This window comes from Pseudomonas silesiensis (assembly GCF_001661075.1).
Taxonomy (GTDB): domain Bacteria; phylum Pseudomonadota; class Gammaproteobacteria; order Pseudomonadales; family Pseudomonadaceae; genus Aquipseudomonas; species Aquipseudomonas silesiensis.
On the sequence record NZ_CP014870.1, the window covers coordinates 805,416 to 831,857 of the forward strand.

17 protein-coding genes, 2 tRNA genes and 3 rRNA genes are annotated in these 26,442 nt (G+C 57.9%); 17 read left to right on the top strand and 5 right to left on the bottom strand.

Annotated features, from left to right (window positions below):
* Nucleotides 1–60: 60 nt before the first annotated feature.
* Entirely contained in the window at nt 61–1,617 is a 1,557-nt protein-coding gene (locus PMA3_RS03555; protein ID WP_064675881.1) for a bifunctional aminoglycoside phosphotransferase/ATP-binding protein, read from the bottom strand.
* Nucleotides 1,618–1,735: 118 nt separating this feature from the next.
* Here PMA3_RS03555 and mrcB point away from each other — a divergent pair, with 118 nt between their 5' ends.
* Genes mrcB through PMA3_RS03570 form a run of 3 tightly spaced genes read left to right on the top strand, consistent with a single transcriptional unit; the run spans nt 1,736 to nt 5,146 of the window.
* Nucleotides 1,736–4,060 carry a penicillin-binding protein 1B gene (gene mrcB, locus PMA3_RS03560; RefSeq protein ID WP_064675882.1) on the top strand — a complete coding sequence of 775 codons (2,325 nt, stop codon included), beginning with the start codon at nt 1,736–1,738 and terminating at the stop codon, nt 4,058–4,060.
* 16 nt (nt 4,061–4,076) lie between these two features.
* Nucleotides 4,077–4,811: a tetratricopeptide repeat protein gene (locus PMA3_RS03565; RefSeq protein ID WP_064675883.1), complete on the top strand. Its 735-nt coding sequence runs from the start codon at nt 4,077–4,079 to the stop codon at nt 4,809–4,811.
* Nucleotides 4,811–5,146 (top strand): YqcC family protein, encoded by a 336-nt coding sequence (locus PMA3_RS03570; RefSeq protein ID WP_064675884.1) that lies wholly within the window; start codon nt 4,811–4,813, stop codon nt 5,144–5,146. Before PMA3_RS03565 ends, PMA3_RS03570 begins: the two co-directional genes overlap by 1 nt.
* A 3-nt stretch (nt 5,147–5,149) precedes the next feature.
* Here the strand turns inward: PMA3_RS03570 and PMA3_RS03575 are convergent, their stop codons facing one another.
* Nucleotides 5,150–5,572, bottom strand: coding sequence for a DUF4124 domain-containing protein (locus tag PMA3_RS03575; protein WP_064675885.1), 423 nt, complete (start codon nt 5,570–5,572; stop codon nt 5,150–5,152).
* Between the two features lie 399 nt (nt 5,573–5,971).
* Between PMA3_RS03575 and PMA3_RS03580 the strand changes: the two genes are divergently transcribed.
* From PMA3_RS03580 to PMA3_RS03645, 14 genes are all read left to right on the top strand, one after another.
* Nucleotides 5,972–7,696, top strand: coding sequence for an acetolactate synthase 3 large subunit (locus tag PMA3_RS03580; RefSeq protein WP_064680608.1), 1,725 nt, complete (start codon nt 5,972–5,974; stop codon nt 7,694–7,696).
* Nucleotides 7,697–7,698: 2 nt separating this feature from the next.
* On the top strand, nt 7,699–8,190 hold the full coding sequence (ilvN, locus tag PMA3_RS03585) for an acetolactate synthase small subunit (protein ID WP_003176102.1): 492 nt from the start codon (nt 7,699–7,701) through the stop codon (nt 8,188–8,190).
* Nucleotides 8,191–8,238: 48 nt separating this feature from the next.
* Nucleotides 8,239–9,255, top strand: a complete 1,017-nt coding sequence (gene ilvC, locus PMA3_RS03590; protein WP_064675886.1) for a ketol-acid reductoisomerase — start codon at nt 8,239–8,241, stop codon at nt 9,253–9,255.
* 144 nt (nt 9,256–9,399) lie between these two features.
* A complete protein-coding gene (gene pssA, locus PMA3_RS03595) occupies nt 9,400–10,254 on the top strand; it encodes a CDP-diacylglycerol--serine O-phosphatidyltransferase (protein ID WP_064675887.1) in 855 nt (284 codons plus the stop codon).
* 58 nt (nt 10,255–10,312) lie between these two features.
* The gene (gene msrP, locus PMA3_RS03600; protein WP_064675888.1) at nt 10,313–11,326 is read left to right on the top strand and encodes a protein-methionine-sulfoxide reductase catalytic subunit MsrP; all 1,014 of its coding nucleotides are present in this window, start codon (nt 10,313–10,315) and stop codon (nt 11,324–11,326) included.
* The gene (gene msrQ, locus PMA3_RS03605) at nt 11,326–11,946 is read left to right on the top strand and encodes a protein-methionine-sulfoxide reductase heme-binding subunit MsrQ (RefSeq protein WP_064675889.1); all 621 of its coding nucleotides are present in this window, start codon (nt 11,326–11,328) and stop codon (nt 11,944–11,946) included. Before msrP ends, msrQ begins: the two co-directional genes overlap by 1 nt.
* A 545-nt stretch (nt 11,947–12,491) precedes the next feature.
* Nucleotides 12,492–14,027: ribosomal RNA gene (locus PMA3_RS03610) — 16S ribosomal RNA — on the top strand.
* A gap of 82 nt (nt 14,028–14,109) precedes the next feature.
* A tRNA-Ile gene (locus PMA3_RS03615) sits at nt 14,110–14,186 on the top strand.
* Between the two features lie 36 nt (nt 14,187–14,222).
* A tRNA-Ala gene (locus PMA3_RS03620) sits at nt 14,223–14,298 on the top strand.
* Nucleotides 14,299–14,550: 252 nt separating this feature from the next.
* Nucleotides 14,551–17,441: ribosomal RNA gene (locus PMA3_RS03625) — 23S ribosomal RNA — on the top strand.
* Between the two features lie 148 nt (nt 17,442–17,589).
* A 5S ribosomal RNA gene (gene rrf, locus PMA3_RS03630) occupies nt 17,590–17,705 on the top strand.
* The 16S, 23S and 5S rRNA genes sit together here with 2 tRNA genes alongside, the layout of an rRNA operon.
* Before the next feature lie 149 nt (nt 17,706–17,854).
* Nucleotides 17,855–18,514 (top strand): paraquat-inducible protein A, encoded by a 660-nt coding sequence (locus tag PMA3_RS03635; protein ID WP_064675890.1) that lies wholly within the window; start codon nt 17,855–17,857, stop codon nt 18,512–18,514.
* Complete coding sequence (locus tag PMA3_RS03640; RefSeq protein WP_064675891.1) at nt 18,501–19,124, top strand: paraquat-inducible protein A; 624 nt, start codon at nt 18,501–18,503, stop codon at nt 19,122–19,124. The genes PMA3_RS03635 and PMA3_RS03640 overlap by 14 nt, the downstream gene beginning before the upstream one ends.
* Complete coding sequence (locus PMA3_RS03645) at nt 19,117–21,420, top strand: PqiB family protein (RefSeq protein ID WP_064680609.1); 2,304 nt, start codon at nt 19,117–19,119, stop codon at nt 21,418–21,420. Before PMA3_RS03640 ends, PMA3_RS03645 begins: the two co-directional genes overlap by 8 nt.
* 142 nt (nt 21,421–21,562) lie before the next feature.
* Here PMA3_RS03645 and mksF read toward each other — a convergent pair whose 3' ends face one another.
* The 3 genes from mksF to mksB are packed head-to-tail and all read right to left on the bottom strand — an operon-like array spanning nt 21,563 to nt 26,365.
* Nucleotides 21,563–24,403 carry an Mks condensin complex protein MksF gene (gene mksF / locus PMA3_RS03650; RefSeq protein ID WP_064675892.1) on the bottom strand — a complete coding sequence of 947 codons (2,841 nt, stop codon included), beginning with the start codon at nt 24,401–24,403 and terminating at the stop codon, nt 21,563–21,565.
* Nucleotides 24,400–25,101, bottom strand: a complete 702-nt coding sequence (mksE, locus tag PMA3_RS03655) for an Mks condensin complex protein MksE (protein ID WP_064675893.1) — start codon at nt 25,099–25,101, stop codon at nt 24,400–24,402. Before mksE ends, mksF begins: the two co-directional genes overlap by 4 nt.
* Nucleotides 25,091–26,365: an Mks condensin complex protein MksB gene (mksB, locus tag PMA3_RS03660; RefSeq protein WP_064675894.1), complete on the bottom strand. Its 1,275-nt coding sequence runs from the start codon at nt 26,363–26,365 to the stop codon at nt 25,091–25,093. The genes mksE and mksB overlap by 11 nt, the downstream gene beginning before the upstream one ends.
* Between the last annotated feature and the right edge of the window lie 77 nt (nt 26,366–26,442).

The window sequence follows — 26,442 nt, forward strand, 5'->3', positions numbered from 1 at the left end:
TGTAGTGCCACTATTCGACGACCGTGAAGCCGGTGAGGGCTTCACGGTTGAAACGCGATCTTACAGGCCTGGCAGGCGTTGGCGGATTTGCGCGACAACGGTGTCGAGGGTTCCGCTTTCGTTGGTCTGCACGCGCTTGCTGCAGAGAATCTCTGCTGGTGTCAATGGCTCGCGACTGGCTTGCTGCGCTTCGATAACGGCCAGGTTGGCGTCGGACGGGTCCTTCTTGTCTGCCTGGCGCAACGCCAGCCAGCTCTCGATCACCGCTTGCGGTGCGTTGCAATCCAGGATCAGGAAGGGCGCACCGGTGCCCTCGGCGATTTTCGCTGCGCCGTCGCGCTGTTCGCGCTTGAGGTAAGTGGCATCGACCACCACCGGGAAGCCTGCATGCAGGATTACCGCGGCAATTTCATGCAGGCGGCTGTAGGTCGCGACGCTGGCGTCGGCACTGTAGATGCCGGCCTGCGGGTCGTTGGCGACGGTTTGTTCGCCGAACAGGCGTTTGCGTTCTACGTCCGAGCGCAAGCGAATGGCGCCCAGGGCCTCCACCAGGCGCATGGCTACCTGGCTCTTGCCGACCGCGGACACCCCGTGGGTAATCGCCATGAAGCGCGAAGGGATGGTGCTGTAGCTTTCCGCCAGGTTCGCGTAGTTGCGGTATTGGCGCAGGGTGGTGGCGCGATGCACCGGGCTGGCATCGGCCGGCATGCTGAACAGGCTGACCTTGGCGCGCACCAATGCGCGATAGGCTTTATAGAAGTTCAGCAGCTCAAGGCCCTGGTAATCACCGGTCAGCTCCAGGTATTGGCTGACGAAGCGACGCGCCAGGCTCTTCAGGCCGCGGTCTTCGAGGTCCATTGCCAGGAAACCGGTGTCGGCGTAGACGTCGGTGAAACGGAACGGTTCGTTGAACTCGATGCAGTCGAAGATCACGACCTTGCCGTCGATTTCCGTGGCGTTGCCCAGGTGGATGTCACCGTGGCATTCGCGGATGAAGCCGTCCGCCTTGCGCTGGGCGAACAGTGGCTTGAGGCGTTCGAAGCTGCTTTCGGCCCAGGCTTGCAGGGCATCGAGTTGCAGCAGGTCGGCCTTGTCGCTGAGGAATGGACGGATCTGGTCGAAGTTCTGGCGCACCGGTGCCATGACGCTGTCCGGGGTGCCGGCTTCATGTTCGGCAGGCACTTTCGGCGCGTTGAGGTGGAATTGCGCGATCTGTGCGGCCATCTCGTCGATGTGCTTGGTGGTCAACTCGCCATTGGTCTGCAGCGTGCTGAGCAAACCGGATTGCGGGAACTGGCGCATTTTCAGCGCATATTCAATGACCGGGCCGTCGCCGCCCAGTTGTGGCGCGTCCGGGCTGCCGGTAATCGGTAACACTTCGAGATACAAATCATTGGTCAGGCGCTGGTTAAGACGCAGCTCCTCGCCGCAGAAATGCTCACGAGCGTCGAGACTGGTGAAGTCGAGGAAGCCGAAGTTCATCGGTTTCTTCAGTTTATAAGCAAAGGGGCCTGTGAGAATAACCCAGGAGATATGCGTTTCGATGACCTGGAACCCATCCACGGGATGCGGGTAGAGGGCAGGGTTTTGCAGGGCAGCGATCAGGGACTGGCTCACAGGCATTCCTTCAAAGTCTGGGGAAAATTCACGGCCGCCATTATGGCCGCAAGTCCGCCGGACGCAAACCTCGGAGGGCTTCTGTCGAGTATCGATAAAGTGCGTATAATCCGCCGCCATGACTCGTACTCGATCCCCCCGCACCCCCAAAAAACCACCTTCCAGAGGCCTGAGCCCCTGGCTGGGGTGGGCCCTTAAACTCAGTCTGGTCGGCCTCGTGGTGCTCGCCGGATTCGCGGTTTACCTCGACGCCGTGGTCCAGGAGAAGTTTTCCGGCAAACGCTGGACCATCCCGGCCAAGGTGTACGCGCGCCCGCTCGAGCTGTTCGTCGGACAAAAGCTCAGCAAGGCTGACTTCCTGACCGAGCTCGATGCCCTGGGCTATCGTCGCGAAGCCGTGAGCAACGGCCCCGGCGCCGCAGCGGTCAACGGCAACACCGTCGACTTGAATACCCGTGGCTTCCAGTTCTATGAAGGAATGGAAAACGCCCAGCCTGTGCGTGTGCGATTCTCCGGCGACTATGTGGCTGAGCTCTCGGGGGCCAAGGGCACGAAAGTTTCCGTGGTGCGGCTGGAGCCGCTGCTGATCGGCGGGATTTACCCGAAGAATCTCGAAGACCGCATTCTGATCAAGATCGATCAGGTGCCGCCGTATCTGCTGGAAACCCTGGTGGCCGTGGAAGACCGGGACTTTTATAGCCATTGGGGCGTATCGCCCAAGTCGATTGCCCGGGCCGTCTGGGTCAACACCTCTGGCGGCAAGATGACCCAGGGCGGTAGTACCCTGACGCAACAGCTGGTGAAGAATTTCTACCTGACCAGCGAACGCAGCCTGACCCGCAAGCTCACCGAAGCCATGATGGCGATGTTGCTTGAGTTGCATTACGACAAACGGGAAATTCTTGAGGCTTACCTCAATGAAGTGTTCGTCGGTCAGGATGGCCAGCGGGCCGTGCACGGTTTCGGTCTGGCCAGCCAGTTCTTCTTCGGCCAGCCATTGTCCGAACTGAAACTGCATCAAGTCGCGATGCTGGTGGCCATGGTCAAGGGGCCTTCCTATTACAACCCGCGCCGCAACCCGGAGCGGGCGCTCGAGCGCCGCAACCTGGTGCTCGATGTCCTTGAACAACAGGGTGTCGCCAGCGCCGAGCAAGTCGCGGCAGCGAAAAAAATGCCCCTGGGCGTGACGACCCGCGGCAAGTTGGCCGACAGCTCGTTCCCCGGTTTCCTCGACCTGGTCAAGCGTCAGTTGCGCCAGGACTATCGCGACGAAGACTTGACCGAAGAAGGCCTGCGGATTTTCACCAGTTTCGATCCGATCCTGCAGATGAAAGCCGAGGCCTCGGTCAATGACACCTTCAAGCGCCTGTCCGGGCGCAAGGGCTCGGATGAAGTCGAAGCGGCCATGGTCGTGACCAACCCGGAAACCGGCGAAGTCCAGGCCATGATCGGCAGCCGTCAGGCGGGTTTTGCCGGTTTCAACCGGGCGCTGGATGCCGTGCGCCCGATCGGTTCGTTGATCAAGCCGGCGGTTTACCTGACAGCCCTCGAGAAACCGAGCCAGTACACCTTGACCAGTTGGCTGTCGGACGATTCGTTCTCGGTCAAAGGTGCGGATGGTCAGGTCTGGAAACCGCAGAACTATGATCGCCGTTCCCATGGCACCGTTTTCCTTTATCAAGGCCTGGCGCATTCCTACAACCTGTCGACCGCACGTCTCGGTCTGGCGGTGGGCGTACCCAATGTACTCAAGACGCTGGCACGCCTGGGTGTGAGTCGCGAGTTCCCGGCGTTCCCCTCGATGTTGCTGGGCGCTGGTGGCCTGACGCCAATCGAAGTGGCGACCATGTACCAGACCCTGGCCAACGGCGGCTTCAATACGCCGATGCGCGGGATTCGCAGTGTGCTGACGGCCGAAGGCGAGCCGCTCAAGCGTTACCCGTTCCAGATTCAGCAGAGCTTCGATCCGGCCTCCATTTATCTGGTCCAGAATGCAATGCAGCGGGTCATGCGTGAAGGCACCGGCAGTTCGGTTTATAACGTGTTGCCCAAGACCCTGACGCTGGCCGGCAAGACCGGTACCAGTAACGATTCGCGAGACAGCTGGTTCGCCGGTTTCAGCCAGGACTTGCTGGCCGTGGTCTGGTTGGGGCGTGATGACAACGGCAAGACGCCCTTCACCGGTGCCACCGGTGCGTTGCAGGTCTGGACCAGTTTCATGCGCAAGGCCGATCCGCTGCCGCTGGACATGCCGCAGCCGGACAACATCGTACAGGCATGGGTTGATTCGCGTACGGGACAAGGTTCTGATGCGAACTGCCCAGGCGCGGTGCAGATGCCGTATATTCGCGGCAGCGAGCCACCTCCCGGTGCCCCCTGCGGTGGCGACAGCCCTGTTTCCGGCGAAACGGTGATGGATTGGGTCAAGGGCTGGATGAATTAAGCAAAGAGGGTTTCAAGTGAACAAGTGGTTGATTCCAGCGGTTACCGCCGTGGCTTTGCTCAGCGGTTGCTCCACCGTACAGCGCGGGTCGATTCCGGTGGTGGATTCCGGCAGCGCCGTTTCCAATAGCGAACGGATTCAGGCGAATGGCGGTTACCGCCAAACGACGGTCCAGCGTCCCGCGCAAAACCAGACCCAGGCGATTCCGCAGGGCGATACCGGTGTGGTCGTGATGGTGCCGGGTGGCGGTGCAGTGACCTCGGCACCGATCAGCACGGCGCCGATCACGCCGGGGCCGATTACGCCCGGTCCGGTTTACACGGCACCGGTTCAGTCCGCGCCGATCAACCAGGGCAGCTACAGCATGCCGTCGACGCCAAGCGGGATCCCGTCGGCCAGCTCTGGCGGCCTGTCCGCCGACGAGCAGCTGGACGGCCCTGTACTGGCGTTGCTGACCACCGCTCAGCAACAACAGGCAGGCGGCGATCTCAATGGGGCGTCCTCCAGTCTTGAGCGCGCCCAACGTGTCGCGCCCCGTGAGCCGCAGGTGCTTTATCGCCTGGCTCAGGTACGCATGGCCCAGGGCGATGCAGCGCAAGCCGAGCAATTCGCACGACGTGGCCTGACCATGGCCAATGGTCGTCCGGCACTTCAGGCCAGCTTGTGGGAGTTGATCGCCCAGGCGCGGGAGAAGCAGGGCGATTCCGCCGGTGCTGCATTGGCCCGTCAAAAGGCCAAGGTTGCCTCGTGATGGATGCACGTTTTCCGAAGATTGCCGAGCAGTTGCTGCTGATCGAGCGTGAGCTGCGGGTTCAGGGGTGGTGGGACGATGTCCCGCCTTCCATTGAAGCGCTGTCCAGTGTCGAGCCGTTCTCGGTCGATACGCTGGATTTCGAGCAGTGGTTGCAATGGATCTTCTTGCCGCGGATGAAGACCATCCTCGAACAGGACTTGCCATTGCCCAATGCATCGGGGATTCAGGAAATGGCCGAAATGGTCTTCGCCGCCCGCAATGTCCAGGGCAAGGATCGGCAATTGCAGGTCTTGCTCAAAGAGTTCGATCTGCTGATCACCGCCTCCCGCTGACGCCTACTGGCAGTTTTCCGCAATCTGTTTCTGTGCCTCGGTAATGCGCTCCTGACGTGTTTCATCGGTCAGGCGGCGCATTTCACCGTCTATCTCTTCCCGTATTCGCGGATTGTTCTGCAGTTGAGCGAGGTTGGTCCGCGCCTGCTCGCAGAACACTTTCAGCTGGGCCTGCTGCTCGGCGACCTGCTTTTTCACTGTCTTGTCGATGGCCTGCTGATCGCCGATCGCATCGCTGCGCGGCGGTGTGGGCGGTTTGCCGGCAGGTACGCTGGGGGTGACCACGCTGGTGGCTTCCTGACCCTGGGGCGGCTGCGCACCGAAATGGGTTACACCCTGGGCGTCGACCCATTTGTAGATCTGTCCGGCCATGCATAAAGGGCCCATGCCGAGCAGCAGGCCGATGGCCAGGAAAAACGTTCGCATGTCATTTCCTTGTCTTGGGTTGCGCAATTGAAGCTAACACAGTGGCTGTTTAGCGGTTTTTTCTTGCTTTCTCATGTACTTGGTTCAATAAAGCACATAGACGACTTGACTTGCAGAGGACGAAACAGAAGAATCCAAAGTCCGCTGTAGAGGGACTGCCAGAAGCAGACCCACTCGGCAGATCATGAGGCGCACATCCGCGCCGACCTGTTACACCCGCAACGCGTTACCTCGCGCTGGGTGGGAAAGCCCCGCAACACTTGGGACGATCCCAATACTTGCTCAGTCAGTGCTGACGTAGTCGGCGACCACCGTCGCTCATGCTCTGCCGAGAAGTAAACCTATTAAGACCCGTCCTCTGTGAGTGGACGGTATTCTGGCGTTTTAGAGGTGAACAACGTGGAGCTTTTATCTGGCGGTGAGATGCTCGTCCGCTTTTTGCGTGACGAAGGCGTCAAGTACATCTACGGGTACCCGGGTGGTGCTCTTCTTCATGTCTACGATGCCCTGTTCAAAGAACCGGAAGTGACCCACATCCTGGTTCGTCACGAGCAGGCTGCGACCCATATGGCCGACGGCTATGCCCGTGCCACCGGTAAAGCCGGCGTGGTACTGGTGACCTCGGGCCCGGGCGCAACCAACGCCATCACCGGTATTGCCACGGCCTACATGGACTCCATTCCGATGGTGGTCATTTCCGGCCAGGTGCCTAGCACCATGGTAGGCACCGATGCGTTCCAGGAAACCGACATGATCGGTATCTCCCGGCCGATCGTGAAGCACAGCTTCATGATCAAGCACGCTTCGGAAATCCCGGAAGTCATGAAGAAAGCGTTCTACCTGGCGCAATCCGGTCGTCCTGGTCCGGTCGTTGTCGATATTCCGAAAGACATGACCAACCCGGCCGAGAAGTTCGAATACATCTTCCCGAAGAAAGCCAAGCTGCGTTCCTACAGCCCGGCCGTTCGCGGTCACTCCGGGCAAATCCGCAAGGCAGCCGAAATGCTCCTGGCGGCCAAGCGTCCTGTGATGTACGCAGGCGGCGGCGTGATCCTCGGTGGTGGCTCCGCGCCGCTGACAGAATTGGCGAAGCTGCTCAACCTGCCCGTGACCAATACGCTGATGGGCCTGGGTGCCTACCCTGGTACCGACCGTCAGTTCATCGGCATGCTCGGCATGCATGGCAGCTACACGGCCAACCTGGCAATGCACCATGCCGACGTGATCCTTGCGGTCGGCGCGCGGTTTGACGACCGCGTGATCAATGGCCCGGCGAAGTTCTGCCCGAATGCCAAGATCATTCACATCGACATCGACCCGGCTTCGATTTCCAAGACCATCAAGGCGGACGTGCCTATCGTCGGTCCGGTGGAGAGCGTCCTGACCGAAATGGTCGCGATCCTCAAGGAAATCGGCGAGACCCCGAACAAGGAGTCCGTTGCCAGCTGGTGGAAGCAGGTCGATGAATGGCGTGGTGATCGCGGCCTGTTCCCTTATGACAAGGGCGACGGCAGCGTCATCAAGCCGCAGACCGTGATCGAAACCCTGTGCGAAGTGACCAAGGGCGATGCCTTTGTTGCCTCCGACGTGGGCCAGCACCAGATGTTCGCCGCGCAATACTACAAGTTCAACAAGCCCAACCGCTGGATCAATTCCGGTGGCCTGGGCACCATGGGCTTCGGTTTCCCGGCGGCCATGGGCATCAAGCTGAACTTTCCGGATGACGACGTCGCCTGTGTCACGGGCGAGGGCAGCATCCAGATGAACATTCAGGAACTGTCGACCTGCCTGCAATACGGTTTGCCGGTAAAGATCGTCATCCTGAACAACGGCGTGCTGGGTATGGTTCGCCAGTGGCAGGACATGAGTTATGGTAGCCGTCATTCGCACTCCTACATGGAATCGCTGCCTGATTTCGTCAAGCTGGCAGAGGCCTATGGTCACGTCGGCATGCGCATCACCGACTCCAAGGATTTGAAGTCGAAGATGGAAGAGGCATTCGCCATGAAGGATCGCCTGGTGGTGATCGATATTTCGGTCGACACCAGCGAGCACGTCTACCCGATGCAGATCAAAGACGGCTCCATGCGCGATATGTGGCTGAGCAAGACGGAGCGTACTTAATCATGCGGCACATTATTTCCTTGCTTCTGGAAAACGAACCCGGCGCTCTGTCTCGTGTAGTCGGCCTGTTCTCGCAGCGCAACTACAACATCGAAAGCCTGACTGTGGCGCCGACCGAAGACCCGACTTTGTCGCGTCTGACGCTGACCACTGTGGGTCACGATGAAGTGATCGAGCAGATCACCAAGAACCTGAACAAACTGATCGAAGTGGTCAAGCTGGTCGACCTGTCGGAAAGTGCTCACATCGAGCGCGAACTGATGCTGGTCAAGGTCAAGGCCACCGGCGCCCAGCGCGCCGAGATCAAGCGCACCACCGATATTTATCGTGGACAGATCGTCGATGTCAGCGCCAGCGTGTATACCGTTCAACTGACCGGTACCAGCGACAAGCTCGACAGCTTCATTCAGTCCATTGGCACCGCCTCGATCCTGGAAACCGTCCGCAGCGGCGTAACCGGTATTGCCCGCGGCGACAAAGTACTCAGCATCTAAACCAAATTAGCGAATGGCCTGAACGGCCTGGATATATAGGGGAATTTCATGAAAGTTTATTACGAAAAAGACTGCGACCTGTCGATCATCCAGGGCAAGAAAGTTGCCATCATCGGTTACGGTTCCCAGGGCCACGCTCAAGCGTGCAACCTGAAAGACTCCGGCGTTGACGTTACCGTTGGCCTGCGTAAAGGTTCGGCCACCGTTGCCAAAGCCGAAGCTCATGGCCTGAAAGTGACTGACGTTGCTTCCGCTGTAGCCGCTGCCGACCTGGTCATGATCCTGACCCCGGACGAGTTCCAGTCCGCTTTGTACAAAAACGAAATCGAGCCGAACATCAAGCAAGGCGCCACCCTGGCCTTCTCCCACGGTTTCGCGATCCACTACAACCAGGTTGTTCCGCGCGCTGACCTCGACGTGATCATGATCGCGCCGAAAGCACCGGGCCACACCGTGCGTTCCGAGTTCGTCAAAGGCGGCGGTATCCCTGACCTGATCGCTATCTACCAGGATGCTTCGGGCAACGCCAAAAACGTTGCACTGTCCTACGCCGCCGGCGTTGGTGGCGGTCGTACCGGCATCATCGAAACCACCTTCAAGGACGAGACCGAAACCGACCTGTTCGGCGAGCAAGCCGTTCTGTGTGGCGGTACCGTCGAGCTGGTCAAAGCCGGCTTCGAAACCTTGGTTGAAGCTGGCTACGCGCCGGAAATGGCCTACTTCGAATGCCTGCACGAACTGAAGCTGATCGTTGACCTCATGTACGAAGGCGGTATCGCCAACATGAACTACTCGATCTCCAATAACGCCGAGTACGGCGAGTACGTGACTGGCCCGGAAATCATCAACGCCGAGTCCCGTCAGGCCATGCGCAACGCCCTGAAACGTATTCAGGACGGCGAATACGCCAAAATGTTCATTGCCGAAGGTGCCAGCAACTACCCTTCGATGACCGCCAAGCGTCGTAACAACGCCGCTCACGGTATCGAAATCATCGGCGAGCAACTGCGCTCCATGATGCCGTGGATCGGTGCCAACAAGATCGTCGACAAAGCCAAAAACTAAGTCGCGCACTTGTACGGAAAACGCGGCCTAGGCCGCGTTTTTTCGTTTGGCGGGCCGGTTCTGGTATAAAGCTGCATCGTCTGCGGCCGAACCCTCGTCCCAGACACCTGTCAAAACTTTCCACACCGTTGCAAGGTAATGTCCATGAGCGAACGTCCCGAAGAGCCAAACCAGGCTTCTGACGCCGAAAGCCTGCTGCCCATCGATGAACATATCGAGGAAGGGCATGACGCTGAAGGCCGTAAAGTCCGGCATCGTGGTATCTATCTTCTGCCGAACCTGTTCACCACGGCGAACCTGTTCGCCGGGTTTTATTCCATCATCAACTCGATGAGCGCCCAGAGCGCCTTGAGTGCCGGTGATACGATCGGCGCGAGCAAGTATTTTGCCTTTGCCGCGATCGCCATTTTCGTCGCCATGGTGCTCGACGGCCTCGACGGTCGCGTTGCCCGGATGACCAATACCCAGAGCGCCTTCGGTGCCGAGTACGACTCGCTGTCGGACATGGTTGCCTTTGGTGTTGCGCCGGCTTTGCTGGCATTTGGCTGGGCCTTGGGCGATATGGGCAAGGTCGGCTGGATGGTTGCGTTCATCTATGTCGCAGGCGCGGCCTTGCGCCTGGCGCGTTTCAACACCCAGGTCGGCACCGCGGACAAACGCTACTTCATCGGCCTGGCCAGTCCGGCAGCCGCGGGTGTGGTCGCGGGCATCGTCTGGGCGTTCAGCGACTACGGCATCCAGGGTTCCAAGATGTCCTTCCTGGTGGCGCTGATGGTCGCGGCGGCGGGCATGTTGATGGTCAGCAACATCAAGTACAACAGCTTCAAGGAGCTGGACTTGAAGGGGCGGGTGCCGTTCGTGGCGATCCTCGCCGTGGTCCTGGTGTTTGCTGTCGTGTTCAGTGATCCGCCGCGCATTTTGCTGCTGGTTTTCCTCGCTTATGCAGCCTCTGGTCCGGTGCAATATCTGTTACGACTTCGTCGGCACAAGAACCTGTAATTTCCCCCATACTCCGCAGTCTATTGGTACATAGGTCCTCCAATGCTGCGGAGTTGTCATGCTGATCAAAGTCCCCAAGGCGTCTGACTGTCATGAGTCGGACGTCACGCCCGAACCCTTCTATCTCTCTCGACGCAATGTGCTGGGTGCCGCCGTCGCCGGTCTGGCGGTGAGCAGCCTGCCACGCTGGGCGAATGCCGCCGATGCTGAACGTTATCCAGGCGTTGAGCCCGGCAAGGCGCCTTCCTGGTTTGCCGAAAAGCTCCCTGCTACCAAGTGGGGGGCGGTCAACGTCAAGGATGAAGCGGTCACGCCGTTCAAGGATGCAACCCACTACAACAATTTCTACGAGTTCGGCGCCGATAAAGGTGATCCGGCGGCGAACGCCGGTGCGCTGAAGACCGAACCCTGGAGTGTGGTGGTGGACGGTGAAGTGGGTAAGCCGGGGCGGTATGAGCTTGAGGACTTCATGAAGCCCTATCAGCTGGAAGAGCGCATTTACCGTCTTCGGTGCGTGGAAGCCTGGTCGATGGTCATCCCGTGGATCGGTTTTCCCATCTCGGCTTTGCTCAAGGAAGTCGAACCGACCTCCAAGGCCAGGTTCATTCGTTTCGAAACCCTGCAGGACCCCAAAACCATGCCGGGGCAGCGCTCCGGTTTTGCCTTGATCGATTGGCCTTATGTCGAAGGGTTGCGTCTGGATGAGGCAATGAATCCCTTGGCCATTCTGGCAGTGGGCATGTATGGGCGTGAGTTGCCTAACCAGAACGGCGCACCGCTGCGTCTGGTTGTGCCGTGGAAGTACGGGTTCAAGAGCATCAAATCCATCGTGCGGATCAGCCTGGTCAGCGAACAGCCAAAAACCACCTGGCAGAGCATTGCCTCGGATGAATATGGCTTCTATGCGAACGTCAATCCCACGGTCGATCACCCGCGCTGGACCCAGGCCCGTGAAAGACGGTTGCCCAGTGGCCTGTTCAAGCCAAACGTGCGCGACACGCAGATGTTCAACGGCTACTCGGATGAAGTCGCCTCTCTATATACAGGGCTCGATCTGCGGAAGAATTATTGATGCGATATCCGTTCTGGCGAATCGGGGTCTTCATCGCCGCCGCGGTATGGCCACTGCTTTGGTTGTATCAGGCCTGGGCGGATGTGCTGGGGCCTGATCCGGGCAAGGTGCTGGTTGACCGCCAGGGCTTGGGGACGTTGATTCTGCTGCTGATTACTTTGAGCATGACGCCGCTGCAGAAACTCACCGGTTGGGCGGGGTGGGTTGCTGTTCGGCGACAACTGGGATTGTGGTGTTTCGCCTACGTGGTGTTGCATCTGAGTGGTTATCTGGCGTTCATCCTCGGCTTCGATTGGTCGCAGCTGGGTGTCGAGTTGCGCAAGCGGCCGTACATTATTGTCGGGGCGCTGGGCTTTCTCTGTTTGCTGGCATTGGCGGTGACCTCCAATCGTTACAGTCAGCGGCGTTTGGGTGCGCGCTGGAAGAAACTGCATCGCCTGGCTTATGTGATTCTCGGGCTTGGACTACTGCACATGCTATGGATCGTGCGCGCCGACCTGAAGGAGTGGGCGATCTATGCCTCTATAGGTGCATTGCTATTAGTGCTGCGATTGCCACCGGTTGCCCGTCGAATCCCGCGATTAATCACTAAAAAGACACCTTCTGCACGAAAGGCGTAATAAAGGCTTGACGGCAGATTCTGGAAGTCTATAATTCGCCCCACTTCCGGCGCAGTCGAAACGGAAAACTCCTTGGTAAACAAAGAGTTACGTAGTTTTAGACAGCGAGTTGCTTCAGGTCATCGAGGCCCAGAAGGAGTTGATAGGGCAGTGTTGTTTGGCTCTGTTGACGGTTCGATCTTCTCGGTCGAAAGCGGAGAAAAAGAGGTGTTGACAGCAGCGACTAACGCTGTAGAATTCGCCTCCCGCTGACGAGAGATCGGAAGCGCCAAGTGGTTGAAGTTACAAAGGAAACTTTGAAAACTTCTGAAAATAACCGCTTGACAGCAGCAGAGGAAAGCGTAGAATGCGCGCCTCGGTTGAGACGAAAGATCTTAACCAACCGCTCTTTAACAACTGAATCAAGCAATTCGTGTGGGTGCTTGTGGAGTCAGACTGATAGTCAACAAGATTATCAGCATCACAAGTTACTCCGCGAGAAATCAAAGATGTAACCAACGATTGCTGAGCCAAGTTTAGGGTTTCTTAAAAACCCAAAGATGTTTGAACTGAAGAGTTTGATCATGGCTCAGATTGAACGCTGGCGGCAGGCCTAACACATGCAAGTCGAGCGGCAGCACGGGTACTTGTACCTGGTGGCGAGCGGCGGACGGGTGAGTAATGCCTAGGAATCTGCCTGGTAGTGGGGGATAACGCTCGGAAACGGACGCTAATACCGCATACGTCCTACGGGAGAAAGCAGGGGACCTTCGGGCCTTGCGCTATCAGATGAGCCTAGGTCGGATTAGCTAGTTGGTGAGGTAATGCTCACCAAGGCGACGATCCGTAACTGGTCTGAGAGGATGATCAGTCACACTGGAACTGAGACACGGTCCAGACTCCTACGGGAGGCAGCAGTGGGGAATATTGACAATGGCGAAAGCCTGATCCAGCCATGCCGCGTGTGTGAAGAAGGTCTTCGGATTGTAAAGCACTTTAAGTTGGGAGGAAGGGCAGTTACCTAATACGTATCTGTTTTGACGTTACCGACAGAATAAGCACCGGCTAACTCTGTGCCAGCAGCCGCGGTAATACAGAGGGTGCAAGCGTTAATCGGAATTACTGGGCGTAAAGCGCGCGTAGGTGGTTTGTTAAGTTGGATGTGAAATCCCCGGGCTCAACCTGGGAACTGCATTCAAAACTGACAAGCTAGAGTATGGTAGAGGGTGGTGGAATTTCCTGTGTAGCGGTGAAATGCGTAGATATAGGAAGGAACACCAGTGGCGAAGGCGACCACCTGGACTGATACTGACACTGAGGTGCGAAAGCGTGGGGAGCAAACAGGATTAGATACCCTGGTAGTCCACGCCGTAAACGATGTCAACTAGCCGTTGGGAGCCTTGAGCTCTTAGTGGCGCAGCTAACGCATTAAGTTGACCGCCTGGGGAGTACGGCCGCAAGGTTAAAACTCAAATGAATTGACGGGGGCCCGCACAAGCGGTGGAGCATGTGGTTTAATTCGAAGCAACGCGAAGAACCTTACCAGGCCTTGACATCCAATGAACTTTCCAGAGATGGATTGGTGCCTTCGGGAACATTGAGACAGGTGCTGCATGGCTGTCGTCAGCTCGTGTCGTGAGATGTTGGGTTAAGTCCCGTAACGAGCGCAACCCTTGTCCTTAGTTACCAGCACGTAATGGTGGGCACTCTAAGGAGACTGCCGGTGACAAACCGGAGGAAGGTGGGGATGACGTCAAGTCATCATGGCCCTTACGGCCTGGGCTACACACGTGCTACAATGGTCGGTACAGAGGGTTGCCAAGCCGCGAGGTGGAGCTAATCCCAGAAAACCGATCGTAGTCCGGATCGCAGTCTGCAACTCGACTGCGTGAAGTCGGAATCGCTAGTAATCGCGAATCAGAATGTCGCGGTGAATACGTTCCCGGGCCTTGTACACACCGCCCGTCACACCATGGGAGTGGGTTGCACCAGAAGTAGCTAGTCTAACCTTCGGGAGGACGGTTACCACGGTGTGATTCATGACTGGGGTGAAGTCGTAACAAGGTAGCCGTAGGGGAACCTGCGGCTGGATCACCTCCTTAATCGACGACATCAGCTGCTCCATAAGTTCCCACACGAATTGCTTGATTCATTGAAGAAGACGATATAAAGCAGCCCGAAATTGGGTCTGTAGCTCAGTTGGTTAGAGCGCACCCCTGATAAGGGTGAGGTCGGCAGTTCGAATCTGCCCAGACCCACCAATTTTGCTTGTGTGGGAAACGCCTGTAGATAAATACGGGGCCATAGCTCAGCTGGGAGAGCGCCTGCCTTGCACGCAGGAGGTCAACGGTTCGATCCCGTTTGGCTCCACCACTACTGCTTCTGTTTGTTGAAAGCTTAAAATGAGCATTTCCTTCGTATGAAGGCTAAATGTTGATTTCTAGTCTTTGATTAGATCGTTCTTTAAAAATTTGGGTATGTGATAGAAAGATAGACTGAACAACACTTTCACTGGTGTTGGATCAGGCTAAGGTAAAATTTGTGAGTAGCTCTTAATTGAGCAATGCATGCGAATTTTCGGCGAATGTCGTCTTCACAGTATAACCAGATTGCTTGGGGTTATATGGTCAAGTGAAGAAGCGCATACGGTGGATGCCTTGGCAGTCAGAGGCGATGAAAGACGTGGTAGCCTGCGAAAAGCTTCGGGGAGTCGGCAAACAGACTTTGATCCGGAGATGTCTGAATGGGGGAACCCACCTAACATAAGTTAGGTATCTTAAGCTGAATACATAGGCTTAAGAAGCGAACCAGGGGAACTGAAACATCTAAGTACCCTGAGGAAAAGAAATCAACCGAGATTCCCTTAGTAGTGGCGAGCGAACGGGGACTAGCCCTTAAGTGGCTTTGAGATTAGCGGAACGCTCTGGAAAGTGCGGCCATAGTGGGTGATAGCCCTGTACGCGAAAATCTCTTAGTCATGAAATCGAGTAGGACGGAGCACGAGAAACTTTGTCTGAATATGGGGGGACCATCCTCCAAGGCTAAATACTACTGACTGACCGATAGTGAACTAGTACCGTGAGGGAAAGGCGAAAAGAACCCCGGAGAGGGGAGTGAAATAGATCCTGAAACCGTATGCGTACAAGCAGTGGGAGCCTACTTTGTTAGGTGACTGCGTACCTTTTGTATAATGGGTCAGCGACTTATTTTCAGTGGCGAGCTTAACCGAATAGGGGAGGCGTAGCGAAAGCGAGTCTTAATAGGGCGTCTAGTCGCTGGGAATAGACCCGAAACCGGGCGATCTATCCATGGGCAGGTTGAAGGTTGGGTAACACTAACTGGAGGACCGAACCGACTACCGTTGAAAAGTTAGCGGATGACCTGTGGATCGGAGTGAAAGGCTAATCAAGCTCGGAGATAGCTGGTTCTCCTCGAAAGCTATTTAGGTAGCGCCTCATGTATCACTGTAGGGGGTAGAGCACTGTTTCGGCTAGGGGGTCATCCCGACTTACCAAACCGATGCAAACTCCGAATACCTACAAGTGCCGAGCATGGGAGACACACGGCGGGTGCTAACGTCCGTCGTGAAAAGGGAAACAACCCAGACCGTCAGCTAAGGTCCCAAAGTTATGGTTAAGTGGGAAACGATGTGGGAAGGCTTAGACAGCTAGGAGGTTGGCTTAGAAGCAGCCACCCTTTAAAGAAAGCGTAATAGCTCACTAGTCGAGTCGGCCTGCGCGGAAGATGTAACGGGGCTCAAACCATACACCGAAGCTACGGGTATCACTTAGGTGATGCGGTAGAGGAGCGTTCTGTAAGCCTGTGAAGGTGAGTTGAGAAGCTTGCTGGAGGTATCAGAAGTGCGAATGCTGACATGAGTAACGACAATGGGTGTGAAAAACACCCACGCCGAAAGACCAAGGTTTCCTGCGCAACGTTAATCGACGCAGGGTTAGTCGGTCCCTAAGGCGAGGCTGAAAAGCGTAGTCGATGGAAAACAGGTTAATATTCCTGTACTTCTGGTTATTGCGATGGAGGGACGGAGAAGGCTAGGCCAGCTTGGCGTTGGTTGTCCAAGTTTAAGGTGGTAGGCTGGAATCTTAGGTAAATCCGGGATTCTAAGGCCGAGAGCTGATGACGAGTGTTCTTTTAGAACACGAAGTGGTTGATGCCATGCTTCCAAGAAAAGCTTCTAAGCTTCAGGTAACCAGGAACCGTACCCCAAACCGACACAGGTGGTTGGGTAGAGAATACCAAGGCGCTTGAGAGAACTCGGGTGAAGGAACTAGGCAAAATGGCACCGTAACTTCGGGAGAAGGTGCGCCGGTGAGGGTGAAGCATTTACTGCGTAAGCCCATGCCGGTCGAAGATACCAGGCCGCTGCGACTGTTTATTAAAAACACAGCACTCTGCAAACACGAAAGTGGACGTATAGGGTGTGACGCCTGCCCGGTGCCGGAAGGTTAATTGATGGGGTTAGCTAACGCGAAGCTCTTGATCGAAGCCCCGGTAAACGGCGGCCGTAACTATAACGGTCCTAAGGTAGCGAAATTCCTTGTCGGGTAAGTTCCGACCTGCACGAATGGCGTAACGATGGCGGCGCTGTCTCCACCCGAGACTCAGTGAAATTGAAATCGCTGTGAAGATGCAGTGTATCCGCGGCTAGACGGAAAGACCCCGTGAACCTTTACTATAGCTTTGCACTGGACTTTGAATTTGCTTGTGTAGGATAGGTGGGAGGCTTTGAAGCGTGGACGCCAGTTCGCGTGGAGCCAACCTTGAAATACCACCCTGGCAACTTTGAGGTTCTAACTCAGGTCCGTTATCCGGATCGAGGACAGTGTATGGTGGGTAGTTTGACTGGGGCGGTCTCCTCCTAAAGAGTAACGGAGGAGTACGAAGGTGCGCTCAGACCGGTCGGAAATCGGTCGTAGAGTATAAAGGCAAAAGCGCGCTTGACTGCGAGACAGACACGTCGAGCAGGTACGAAAGTAGGTCTTAGTGATCCGGTGGTTCTGTATGGAAGGGCCATCGCTCAACGGATAAAAGGTACTCCGGGGATAACAGGCTGATACCGCCAAGAGTTCATATCGACGGCGGTGTTTGGCACCTCGATGTCGGCTCATCACATCCTGGGGCTGAAGCCGGTCCCAAGGGTATGGCTGTTCGCCATTTAAAGTGGTACGCGAGCTGGGTTTAGAACGTCGTGAGACAGTTCGGTCCCTATCTGCCGTGGACGTTTGAGATTTGAGAGGGGCTGCTCCTAGTACGAGAGGACCGGAGTGGACGAACCTCTGGTGTTCCGGTTGTCACGCCAGTGGCATTGCCGGGTAGCTATGTTCGGAATAGATAACCGCTGAAAGCATCTAAGCGGGAAACTAGCCTCAAGATGAGATCTCACTGGGACCTTGAGTCCCCTGAAGGGCCGTCGAAGACTACGACGTTGATAGGTTGGGTGTGTAAGCGCTGTGAGGCGTTGAGCTAACCAATACTAATTGCCCGTGAGGCTTGACCATATAACACCCAAGCAATTTGCTTGCTCGTAAGAGCACCAGATTGCGGTGTGTGAAGACGCAATGAACCGAAAGTTCGCCAGCAACACACAAATCTATTACATACCCAATTTGCTGACACGTCGAAAGACGGTTCAGTACCCCCGAATTTCTTGACGACCATAGAGCATTGGAACCACCTGATCCCATCCCGAACTCAGCAGTGAAACGATGCATCGCCGATGGTAGTGTGGGGTTTCCCCATGTGAGAGTAGGTCATCGTCAAGATTAAATTCCGAAACCCCTATCTGCGTATGCAGGTAGGGGTTTTGTTTTTGGCCGCCGGAAAGTGGCTTTCAGTTACAGCACAAATTTGCACAGTTATTTTCCATCCATGACACTAGAATAGATCCAACTTTTTCGGAGCCAGAGCCTTTATGCCAGATCCGGTTGACGCCCTCGGGCTGTCAGAATTACCACTGGAAGACTTGGTGGCCTGTCATGAGTGCGACTTGCTGATGCGCAAGCCCGAGCTCGCCCATGATGAAAAGGCCCTGTGTCCGCGCTGCGGTTACGAACTCTACGCCCATCGGCACAACGTCGTTCAGCGCAGCCTGGCGTTGGTCATCGCCGCCCTGGTGTTGTTTGTCCCGGCGAACTTTTTACCCATCATGCAGCTCAATCTACTCGGGCAATCGTCGAACGATACGGTCTGGAGTGGCGTCGTCGGTCTTTTTGATTCCGGCATGCAGAGTGTTTCGGTGATTGTGTTCCTGTGCAGCATGGCAATCCCCTTGATCAAGCTGCTCTGCCAACTGGCCGTACTGCTCAGTATTCGTTTTGATGTCGGACGCAGCTACGGCTTGTTGATCTACCGCATTTATCACCATCTTCGCGACTGGGGGATGCTTGAGGTCTACCTCATGGGCGTGCTGGTGGCGATCGTCAAGCTGGCCGATATGGCGGCCGTTACCGTCGGCCTCGGCCTGGCGTGCTTTATCGGTTTGTTGTTGGTCCAGGTCTGGCTGGAGGTGGTGATGTCGCCCCATCAGATCTGGCAGGCTTTATCAGGAGAGGATGCCCATGCGGGCGATTGATGCGGGCATTCTGATTTGCGCCGAATGCCATGAATTGAACAAGCAGGAAGCTGACACCGACGAGCAGGCCTGCACCCGTTGTGGTGCGCTGGTTCACGCGCGCCGCCCGAACAGTGTGGTGCGCACCTGGGCGTTGCTGATCACCGCGGCGGTGCTCTACATCCCAGCCAATGTACTGCCGATCATGACCGTCAGCTCCTTGGGCAAAGGCGATCCCAGCACCATCATGTCCGGGGTGATCCAGCTGGTTCAGCACGGGATGATTCCCATTGCGGCGGTGGTGTTTATCGCGAGCATTCTGGTGCCGACGTTCAAGTTGGTGGGCATTGCACTGCTGTTGTTTTCGGTGCAACGCCACCAGCCGCTCTCGGCCCGTCAACGGATCTGGATGTACCGCTTTATCGAGTTCATCGGCCGCTGGTCGATGCTGGATATCTTCGTGATCGCCATCCTGGTGGCGGTTGTGAATTTCGGACGGCTTGCCAGCGTCGAAGCCAATCTTGGCGCCATCGCTTTCGCCAGTGTGGTGATTCTGACGATGCTTGCCGCCGTTACTTTCGATCCCCGACTGATTTGGGATAACACGGAGTCGGATGACGACCATGACTGATTTGCCTACAGCAAAAACCCGACCGGCCTCGAACTGGTCCGCTATCTGGGTGTTGCCCCTGATCGCCTTGATCATCGGCGGCTGGCTTGGCTGGCGTGCCTACAACGAGACGGGCATCGAGATTCAGGTGCGTTTCGAAAGTGGTGAAGGCATCCAGGCCAACAAGACCGAGGTCGTATACAAAGGCATGTCCGTCGGTAAGGTAAAAACCCTCAAACTCGACGACGAAGGCACCTCCAAAGGCGTCATCGCCACCGTCGAGATGAACAAGGATGTCGAGCAATACCTCAGGACCAGCACACGCTTCTGGCTGGTCAAGCCGAGCGTGACCCTGGCCGGTATCACCGGCCTGGAAACCCTGGTGTCGGGTAACTACGTCGCGATCAGCCCCGGTGAAGGCGAACCGACTCGCAAGTTCAAGGCGCTGGCCGAAGAACCGCCGCTGTCCGATGCGCAGCCCGGTCTGCACCTGACCATCAAGGCTGATCGTCTCGGCTCGCTGAACCGCGGCAGCCCGGTGTTCTACAAGCAGATCAGGGTCGGGCAGGTCAAAAGCTACCTGCTGTCCGAGGATCAAGGCACCGTCGAACTCAAAGTCTTTATCGAACCGACCTACGCCAAGCTGGTGCGCAAACACACGCGTTTCTGGAATGCCAGCGGCATCAGCATCGACGCCAACCTGTCGGGCGTGAAAGTGCGCAGCGAGTCCCTTGCCAGCATTGTCGCCGGCGGTATCGCGTTCGCCACGCCGGAGAATCGCAAGGACAGCCCGGCCACCGATCCGAGCTTGCCGTTCCGTCTGTACGAAGACTTCGATGCCGCTGCGGCCGGTATTCGGGTCAAGGTTAAACTCAGTGACTTCGAAGGTCTGCAGGCCGGTCGTACGCCCGTGATGTACAAAGGCATCCAGGTCGGCACGCTGAAAGCGTTGAAGATCGATCCGGATCTGTCCGCCGCCAGTGCCGAGTTGACCCTCGATCCCCTCGCCGAGGATTACCTGGTGGACGGCACTCAGTTCTGGGTGGTCAAACCGTCGATCTCCCTCGCCGGTATTACCGGCCTGGAAGCCTTGGTCAAGGGTAACTACATCGCCGTGCGTCCCGGCGACAAGGGCGCCGCACCGCAACGCGAATTCGTCGCACGGCCCAAGGCGCCGCCGCTCGACTTGCGTTCGCCGGGGCTGCACCTGGTGCTGTTCACCGAAAACCTGGGGTCGCTGGACGTCGGCAGCCCGATTCTCTACAAGCAGGTCAAGGTCGGTTCGGTCCAGAGCTATCAGTTCTCACGGACCAAAAAACAGTTGGTGATCGGCGTCCACATCGAGAAGGAATACGAAGGCCTGGTCAACGCCTCGACCCGGTTCTGGAATGCCAGTGGCATTACCCTCACCGGTGGGCTGACTGGCGGAATCCAGGTCAAAAGTGAATCGCTGCAGAGCCTGATGGCTGGCGGCATTGCCTTCGAGACGCCGCAGGCAACAGCGCCATTGCAGAAGCGGATTCCACGCTTCCGTCTGCACGCCAACCGCGAAGAAGCCAATCAGAAAGGCACGGTGGTCACGATCAAGGTAGATCGCGCCGATGGCTTGCGCAGCGGCACGCCGATTCGTTTCAAAGGCCTGGATGTCGGCAAGATTGAAGACGTCGATCTCAGCGAAGACCTGCAATCGGTACTGCTGACGGCGCGCATTACTGAAGTGCCAGAGCGTATTGCCCGGGCTGGCAGTCAGTTCTGGGTGGTCAAGCCTGAACTGGGGCTGATCAAGACCTCCAACCTTGAAACCCTGGTCACCGGGCAGTACATCGAAGTGCAGCCGGCGGCAAAAAACCTGGGGCCGCAAAAGAACTTCGTGGCCCTGGCCAATCCGCCGGAATCGGCCAGACAGGAAGCCGGCTTGAGCCTGGTCTTGAGCGCGGCGCGCCGTGGTTCGCTGAAAACCGGGGTGCCGGTGACGTACCGTGAGATCACCGTGGGCAAAGTGACAGGTTATGAACTGGGCCAGACCGCTGATCGGGTGTTGGTGCGCATTCTGATCGAGCCGAAATATGCGCCGTTGGTGCGTAGCGGTACGCGTTTCTGGAACGCCAGTGGCTTCGGTTTCGACTACGGATTGTTCAAGGGCGCGACGATGCGAACCGAATCGCTGGAGACGCTGATTCAGGGCGGCATCGCTTTTGCCACGCCGGACGGTGAGCGCATGGGCAGCCCGGCGCGACCTGAGCAGACGTTCCCGTTGTTCGACAATTTTGAAGAGGAATGGCTGACCTGGGCGCCGAAGATCGCGATCGGCAGGTAGGAGCCAGGCTTGCCGGCGAAGGCGTATTCAAGATCGCTTTCGCCGGCAAGCCTGGTTCCTACAGGTGCGCTTGCCGGCCATCAAAAAAAGGCCGCGATCCATTCGATCGCGGCCTTTTTTATTGCCAAACATCTAATGCAGATCAGACCGCATCCAGCTCCGGCTCATCGGCTTCGACAACGACGGCGGGCTTCACCTCATCATGTCGACGAATGTACTTCCAGTCCTCCTCGTCGATATAGATCCCGTTCGGCCCGCTGCCACCTTCCAGGTCGATGGCCACACTGGCGCAGACCTGCGGCTTCACGCTGGCCAGAATCGGCACGAAGCCCAGTTGCAGACTGGTTTCCAGCAGCGCTGCCTGGTTCTTCTCATCGATGTCCGCCGCCTCGTCGAGGTAGTAGGGCAGGCGCACGCGCCCGGCCTGGTCGCGGTCCATCAAGTGCAGCAACAAGTACATGTTGGTCAGCGCCTTGATCGTCATCGTGGTGCCATTGGACGCCGCGCCGTCGATGTCGGTATGGATCACTGGCTGGCCATTGACCTTGGTGATCTCGAATGCCAGTTCGAACAAGTCCTTGAGCCCGAGCTGGTTGTGATTCGCCGCCACCAGCCGCGCCAGGTATTCCTTGGCTTCTTCGTTCTTGTTGTCCTGATCGGCACTCTGGTTCAGGTCGAACACGGAAAGGGTTTCGCCTTCCTCATACTGGCCAGCGCTGTGGATGATCTGGTCAATGTGCTTGAGCGCTTCCTTGTTCGGCGCGAGCACGATGCGGAAGCTCTGCAGGTTAGACACCTGACGCTTGTTGATCTCGCGGTTGAACAGCGCCAGTTGATGTTCGAGGCTGTCGTAGTCGCTGCGGATATTGCGCAGGGTCCGGGCGATGTCGGTCACGGCCGCACGGCGGGCCTTGCCGAGGGTCAGGGCTTCGTCGGTACGGTGCGCGTAGGCATTGATCAGCAATTGCAGGCGACGTTCCATGTCGTCTTCGCTGTCGAACTTGGCCACGCCCTTGAGGCGAACCTGCGCATAGAGCGCCTCGATCTGACCGTCGCTGCGCAGCAGGCCCTGCCAGCTGTCCTGATAGTCGTTGAGCAGCGGCAGCAGGTTGTCCATGGAATCGTCGACCGGGTCCATGAACGGCGTGCCGAACGGCAGGTCGGCCGGTAACAACTGACGGCGGCGCAAGGCGTCGTCGAGGGTGCGTTGCTTGGCTTCCATGTCGCCGATCTGCCGGCCGACCAGTTGCAGCTTGGCCGACAGTTGCTGGACGCGCTCGGTGAAGGCATCGCTGGAACGCTTCAACTCGTCCTGCGCGGCTTCCAATTGTGCAAGCTGTTCCAGCTTGTCGCCTTCTTCGGCGCTCAGGGTTTGCGCGCGACGGAAATCTTCCAGGGCTTTCTGTGCATCCAGCACTTGCTGGTACAGGGCTTCGGTCTGGGTCTTGCTCGCCGCGCGGTCGGCCGCTACGGCCGCCTGGGTTTTAAGCTGCTTGAGCTCTTTTTCCAGTCGCTCTTTCTGATCGCGCAACGCCGCGCGGTCAGCCAAGGCTTGCAGTGCGGGTGGCTCGATGTGCGAGATGTCGATGGACAGGCCCGGCACTTCGAAGCGCTCGCCCTTGAAGCCGTCGAGGATCAGTTCCAGGGATTTGACCCAGGCACCGTCTTCATCCAGCGTGATGCCGTGCTCGCCCAGCGGCAGGCTGAACAAGGCGCTGTTGAACAGGCGCATCAGGCGTTCGACATCCTGTTGCGAGAACTCTTCGCGCAGACGGGCGTAACTGTTGTTGTCGGCGTGATCGAGTTGCTGCCTGACCGACTTCAGGCGTTTTTCCAGATCCCGCAGACGCTCGTCGAGGTCTTCGGCACTGAACTGTCGCGACTGCGCCAGTGCGCCGGCGAGTTCATCGTGGGCGTCCTTGGCCGCGAGCAATTGCTGCTCGAGGACTTTGACGTCATCGACCAGGGCGAAGCGATGCTTGAGCACCGACAATTCGCCGAGCCAGCGCTGGATGCCGGCGATTTCCCGCTCCAGGCGCATCAGCTCCTGAGTGCCGCCGCGCTGATCGTTTTGCAGGGCATCCTGCTCGTTGCGGTAGTGCTCGGCCTGGATCGTTAGCTCTTCCTTGCGCGCACCGGCGTAATCCGACCAGGTGCCGAGCAGTGAATCGAGCAATGGCGAGAGCCGGTGCAGTTTGCCGCGCAGGGTGTCCCGTTGTTTCACGCCGTTGGCCAAGGCCTCGACCAGCGGGCCGGCCGCGACCAGCGAGTTGTAGTCCTGCTCCATGCGTCTTACGTCGCGGAAGGCTTCTTCGCACGCGGCAATGTAATCCACGCTGCCGGAACGCAGGCTGTGTTCGAAGGCATCGAGGAACAGCTGCTTGAGCTTGGCCGCGGTGATTTCGCGCATGTGCAACAGGTTGATGAACAGGGCGCGGAAGGTCTTCAGGCTTTGCTCGCTGGTGGAGCGCAGCGGGATCAACGTCAGGTCCAGCGGGATCGAGGTGTGACCGCCGACCAGCAGCCGACGCAGTTCATCCGGTTTGAGTTCGTAGGCTTTCAGGCCTTCGCGCTCGAGGTTGGTGAACAACTCTTTCTGGCGCAGACAGGTGTCGTTTTTCTGATAATGGGCCAGGTCCAGCTTGCCGGCGTAGGCAAAGAACTGGTGACCGAAACCGCCGCCGGGGCCGCGGCCGACGACACCGATCACATGCGGGCCGTGGGGCAACGAGACTTCGACCAGAATGTAGCTGGTGTCCGAAGCGAAGTAGAAGCGCCGGGATTGTTCCAGGCTGTACTTGCCGAAACTCATGTCCGACATGCGCGCCAGGATCGGGAACTGCAAAGCGTTGATCGAGGCGGATTTACCGAGGTTGTTCGCGCCATACACCGACAGCGGTTCTTCCAGCGGGAACAGGCCGAGGCTGTAACCGGCGGTATTCAAAAGGGCAAAGCGGCGAATGCCGTAGCGTTCCTTGCTCATGCTTCGGTCTCCTGTTCTTCGGCGATGGCGCGAGCCAGGGCGTCTTCTTCGTTTTCTTCCTCGAAGTCAGTGAGGTCCAGCGGGTCATCGGTTTCCAGCAGCTTTTCATCGCTGTCGTCATCGATCAGCACCGGTGCCGGCAATGGCAGCACGCTGTGCAGGCTGGCCGCCAGATCACGGTCCTGCTGCACCGACAGGCAAACGTCGAGGAAGCGATGCATCGGCGGCAGGAATCGGTAGATGCCGTTTTCTTCGCCGGCGAAACCGAGCTGGGTCATGCGGCGCATGATTTTTTCTTCGAGCTCTTCGACTGTCTGCACTTCGGCCTGGATGAACAGGTCGCGGTACTTTTCCAGCAACGACGGCAATTCATCACGGCCAAGGCTGCCACCGTCGAGCACGGCGACCGGGTCGCGGCCCTGGTCGGCCAAATGCTCGACCAGGATGAAGGTGAACAGCGCCAGGCGTTGCGCGGTCTTGTTCACCGCCGCAGCGGCAAGGTCCGGCACGAAGTAGTAAAAACCACGGGTGTCGCAGACCAGCTCAAAGCCCAAGGCCTTGAACAGCGTGCGGTACTGATCCTGGAAGTTCGACAGCTGCGCGTACAGTTCAGGATCGCGACGGCTGACGTGGTAGCCCTTGAACAGCTCGCGAAAGATCGGTGCCAGCTGAGACAGTTCGGATAGATCAAGATGCATAAGGGGTGCTCGCAGAATCCTCGGCGCTGTCGCGGGCCGAGAGCAGGGCGAAGGAGCGCAGGCTGACCTGGTGCTCATGAGTGTGGTAATCGCGGCGTTCCAGACGCTCGCGTTTAAAGCGTTTCTCCCGCGACAGGCGCGAGAACCAATAGAGCAATTCGTCGGTGGCGCCGTCCGGTTCCTGCTCCAGCAGCCAGGTCATCAGGTCCGGCATCGGCAGGGCGTCTTCGCAGCGTTCGAGCATCTCCCGAACCGTGCGGGGCGCGCGCGGCACTTCGCCTTTGTGCGTGTTGTGGGCCTTGGGGAAGCGCGCGGGCTTCGGCTCGAAACGGGCCAGGGCGTAGACGTAGGCTTCGACCTGACTGGCGCTGCCGAGGAAGGTGCTTTGCGGGCGGGTGAACATCGGCATCGCCGCTTGTGGCACCGCGTCGATGCCTTTGCGCCGGATGGCCGCCAGGGCCAGCGCCGCGCCGCGGGTCACGGCATTGTGCCGGCGGGCTTCTTCACGCAGCGGCAGCAGCAGTTCGCGGGCGTGGCGCAGGGTCAGCTGGGCGCTGGTCTGCATTTCGAGGATGCGCGCGTGGGTGCGCAGCAACATGTCATCATCGACCAGGTGCCCGAGACGCTGCTGTTCGGTGAGCATCTTCAGCAGCACGTTTTCGACTTTGCGCACGCCTTGTTCGAAGGCGCCGTCGGCGTTCACCAACTGGATCATCGGCTCGACATATTCATCCCAAGTCGCCAGCACTTCAGCGTAACGCTGGCGCAGCGGAATCTGCCGGTCGCTGGTCTTGGCGCGTTCGGCGACGGCCACCAGGGCCTGTTCGTCGTTGGCGAGCTTCTTCAATACGTCCCGCACGCGCATGTCGAGCAGGCGCAGCTGGCGCGCGAGGTCGTTGCCGTCGCGGATGTCGAACGCGTCCTGGATGTACCCGGCCAGACGCTCGAGATGGCGCAGATAGGCTTCGATTTCCAGGCACAGGCCCAAGCGGTGTTCACGGCGCAGGTAAGCGAGGAAATCGTGAATCTGCGCATTGAGCTCGAAACGGTTCGGGCTTTTCGCCACCGGCACCAGAATGTCGAGGCGAATCCACACGTCCAGCAGGCTGGTGATGTCCTGCGGTGTACTGTCCAGTTGCTGGGCGGCCAGCTGTGAACGCAATTCGTTGAGGCTCAGGGTGCCTTGGTCGAAGTGCTCGCACAGTGGCTCCAGTAGAGCCCAGTGTTCAGCGAGGGCGCGCAAGACGCGCTTGGGTTCGATCATCGGGATGGCCGGCTGTCTGACGATTGAAAGCCGCGATTGTACTGCATCGGGGCCAATGCAAATCACTCTCGGGATGG

What these genes read in the sequence shown, in the direction of transcription:
- mrcB (WP_064675882.1), top strand. Translation starts at nt 1,736, where the DNA reads ATGACTCGTACTCGATCCCCCCGCACCCCCAAAAAACCACCTTCCAGA.
- PMA3_RS03570 (WP_064675884.1), top strand. Translation starts at nt 4,811, where the DNA reads ATGGATGCACGTTTTCCGAAGATTGCCGAGCAGTTGCTGCTGATCGAG.
- PMA3_RS03575 (WP_064675885.1), bottom strand. Translation starts at nt 5,572, where the DNA reads ATGCGAACGTTTTTCCTGGCCATCGGCCTGCTGCTCGGCATGGGCCCT.
- ilvN (WP_003176102.1), top strand. Translation starts at nt 7,699, where the DNA reads ATGCGGCACATTATTTCCTTGCTTCTGGAAAACGAACCCGGCGCTCTG.
- ilvC (WP_064675886.1), top strand. Translation starts at nt 8,239, where the DNA reads ATGAAAGTTTATTACGAAAAAGACTGCGACCTGTCGATCATCCAGGGC.
- pssA (WP_064675887.1), top strand. Translation starts at nt 9,400, where the DNA reads ATGAGCGAACGTCCCGAAGAGCCAAACCAGGCTTCTGACGCCGAAAGC.
- msrP (WP_064675888.1), top strand. Translation starts at nt 10,313, where the DNA reads ATGCTGATCAAAGTCCCCAAGGCGTCTGACTGTCATGAGTCGGACGTC.
- msrQ (WP_064675889.1), top strand. Translation starts at nt 11,326, where the DNA reads ATGCGATATCCGTTCTGGCGAATCGGGGTCTTCATCGCCGCCGCGGTA.
- PMA3_RS03635 (WP_064675890.1), top strand. Translation starts at nt 17,855, where the DNA reads ATGCCAGATCCGGTTGACGCCCTCGGGCTGTCAGAATTACCACTGGAA.
- PMA3_RS03640 (WP_064675891.1), top strand. Translation starts at nt 18,501, where the DNA reads ATGCGGGCGATTGATGCGGGCATTCTGATTTGCGCCGAATGCCATGAA.
- PMA3_RS03645 (WP_064680609.1), top strand. Translation starts at nt 19,117, where the DNA reads ATGACTGATTTGCCTACAGCAAAAACCCGACCGGCCTCGAACTGGTCC.
- mksF (WP_064675892.1), bottom strand. Translation starts at nt 24,403, where the DNA reads ATGAGCAAGGAACGCTACGGCATTCGCCGCTTTGCCCTTTTGAATACC.
- mksE (WP_064675893.1), bottom strand. Translation starts at nt 25,101, where the DNA reads ATGCATCTTGATCTATCCGAACTGTCTCAGCTGGCACCGATCTTTCGC.
- mksB (WP_064675894.1), bottom strand. Translation starts at nt 26,365, where the DNA reads ATGATCGAACCCAAGCGCGTCTTGCGCGCCCTCGCTGAACACTGGGCT.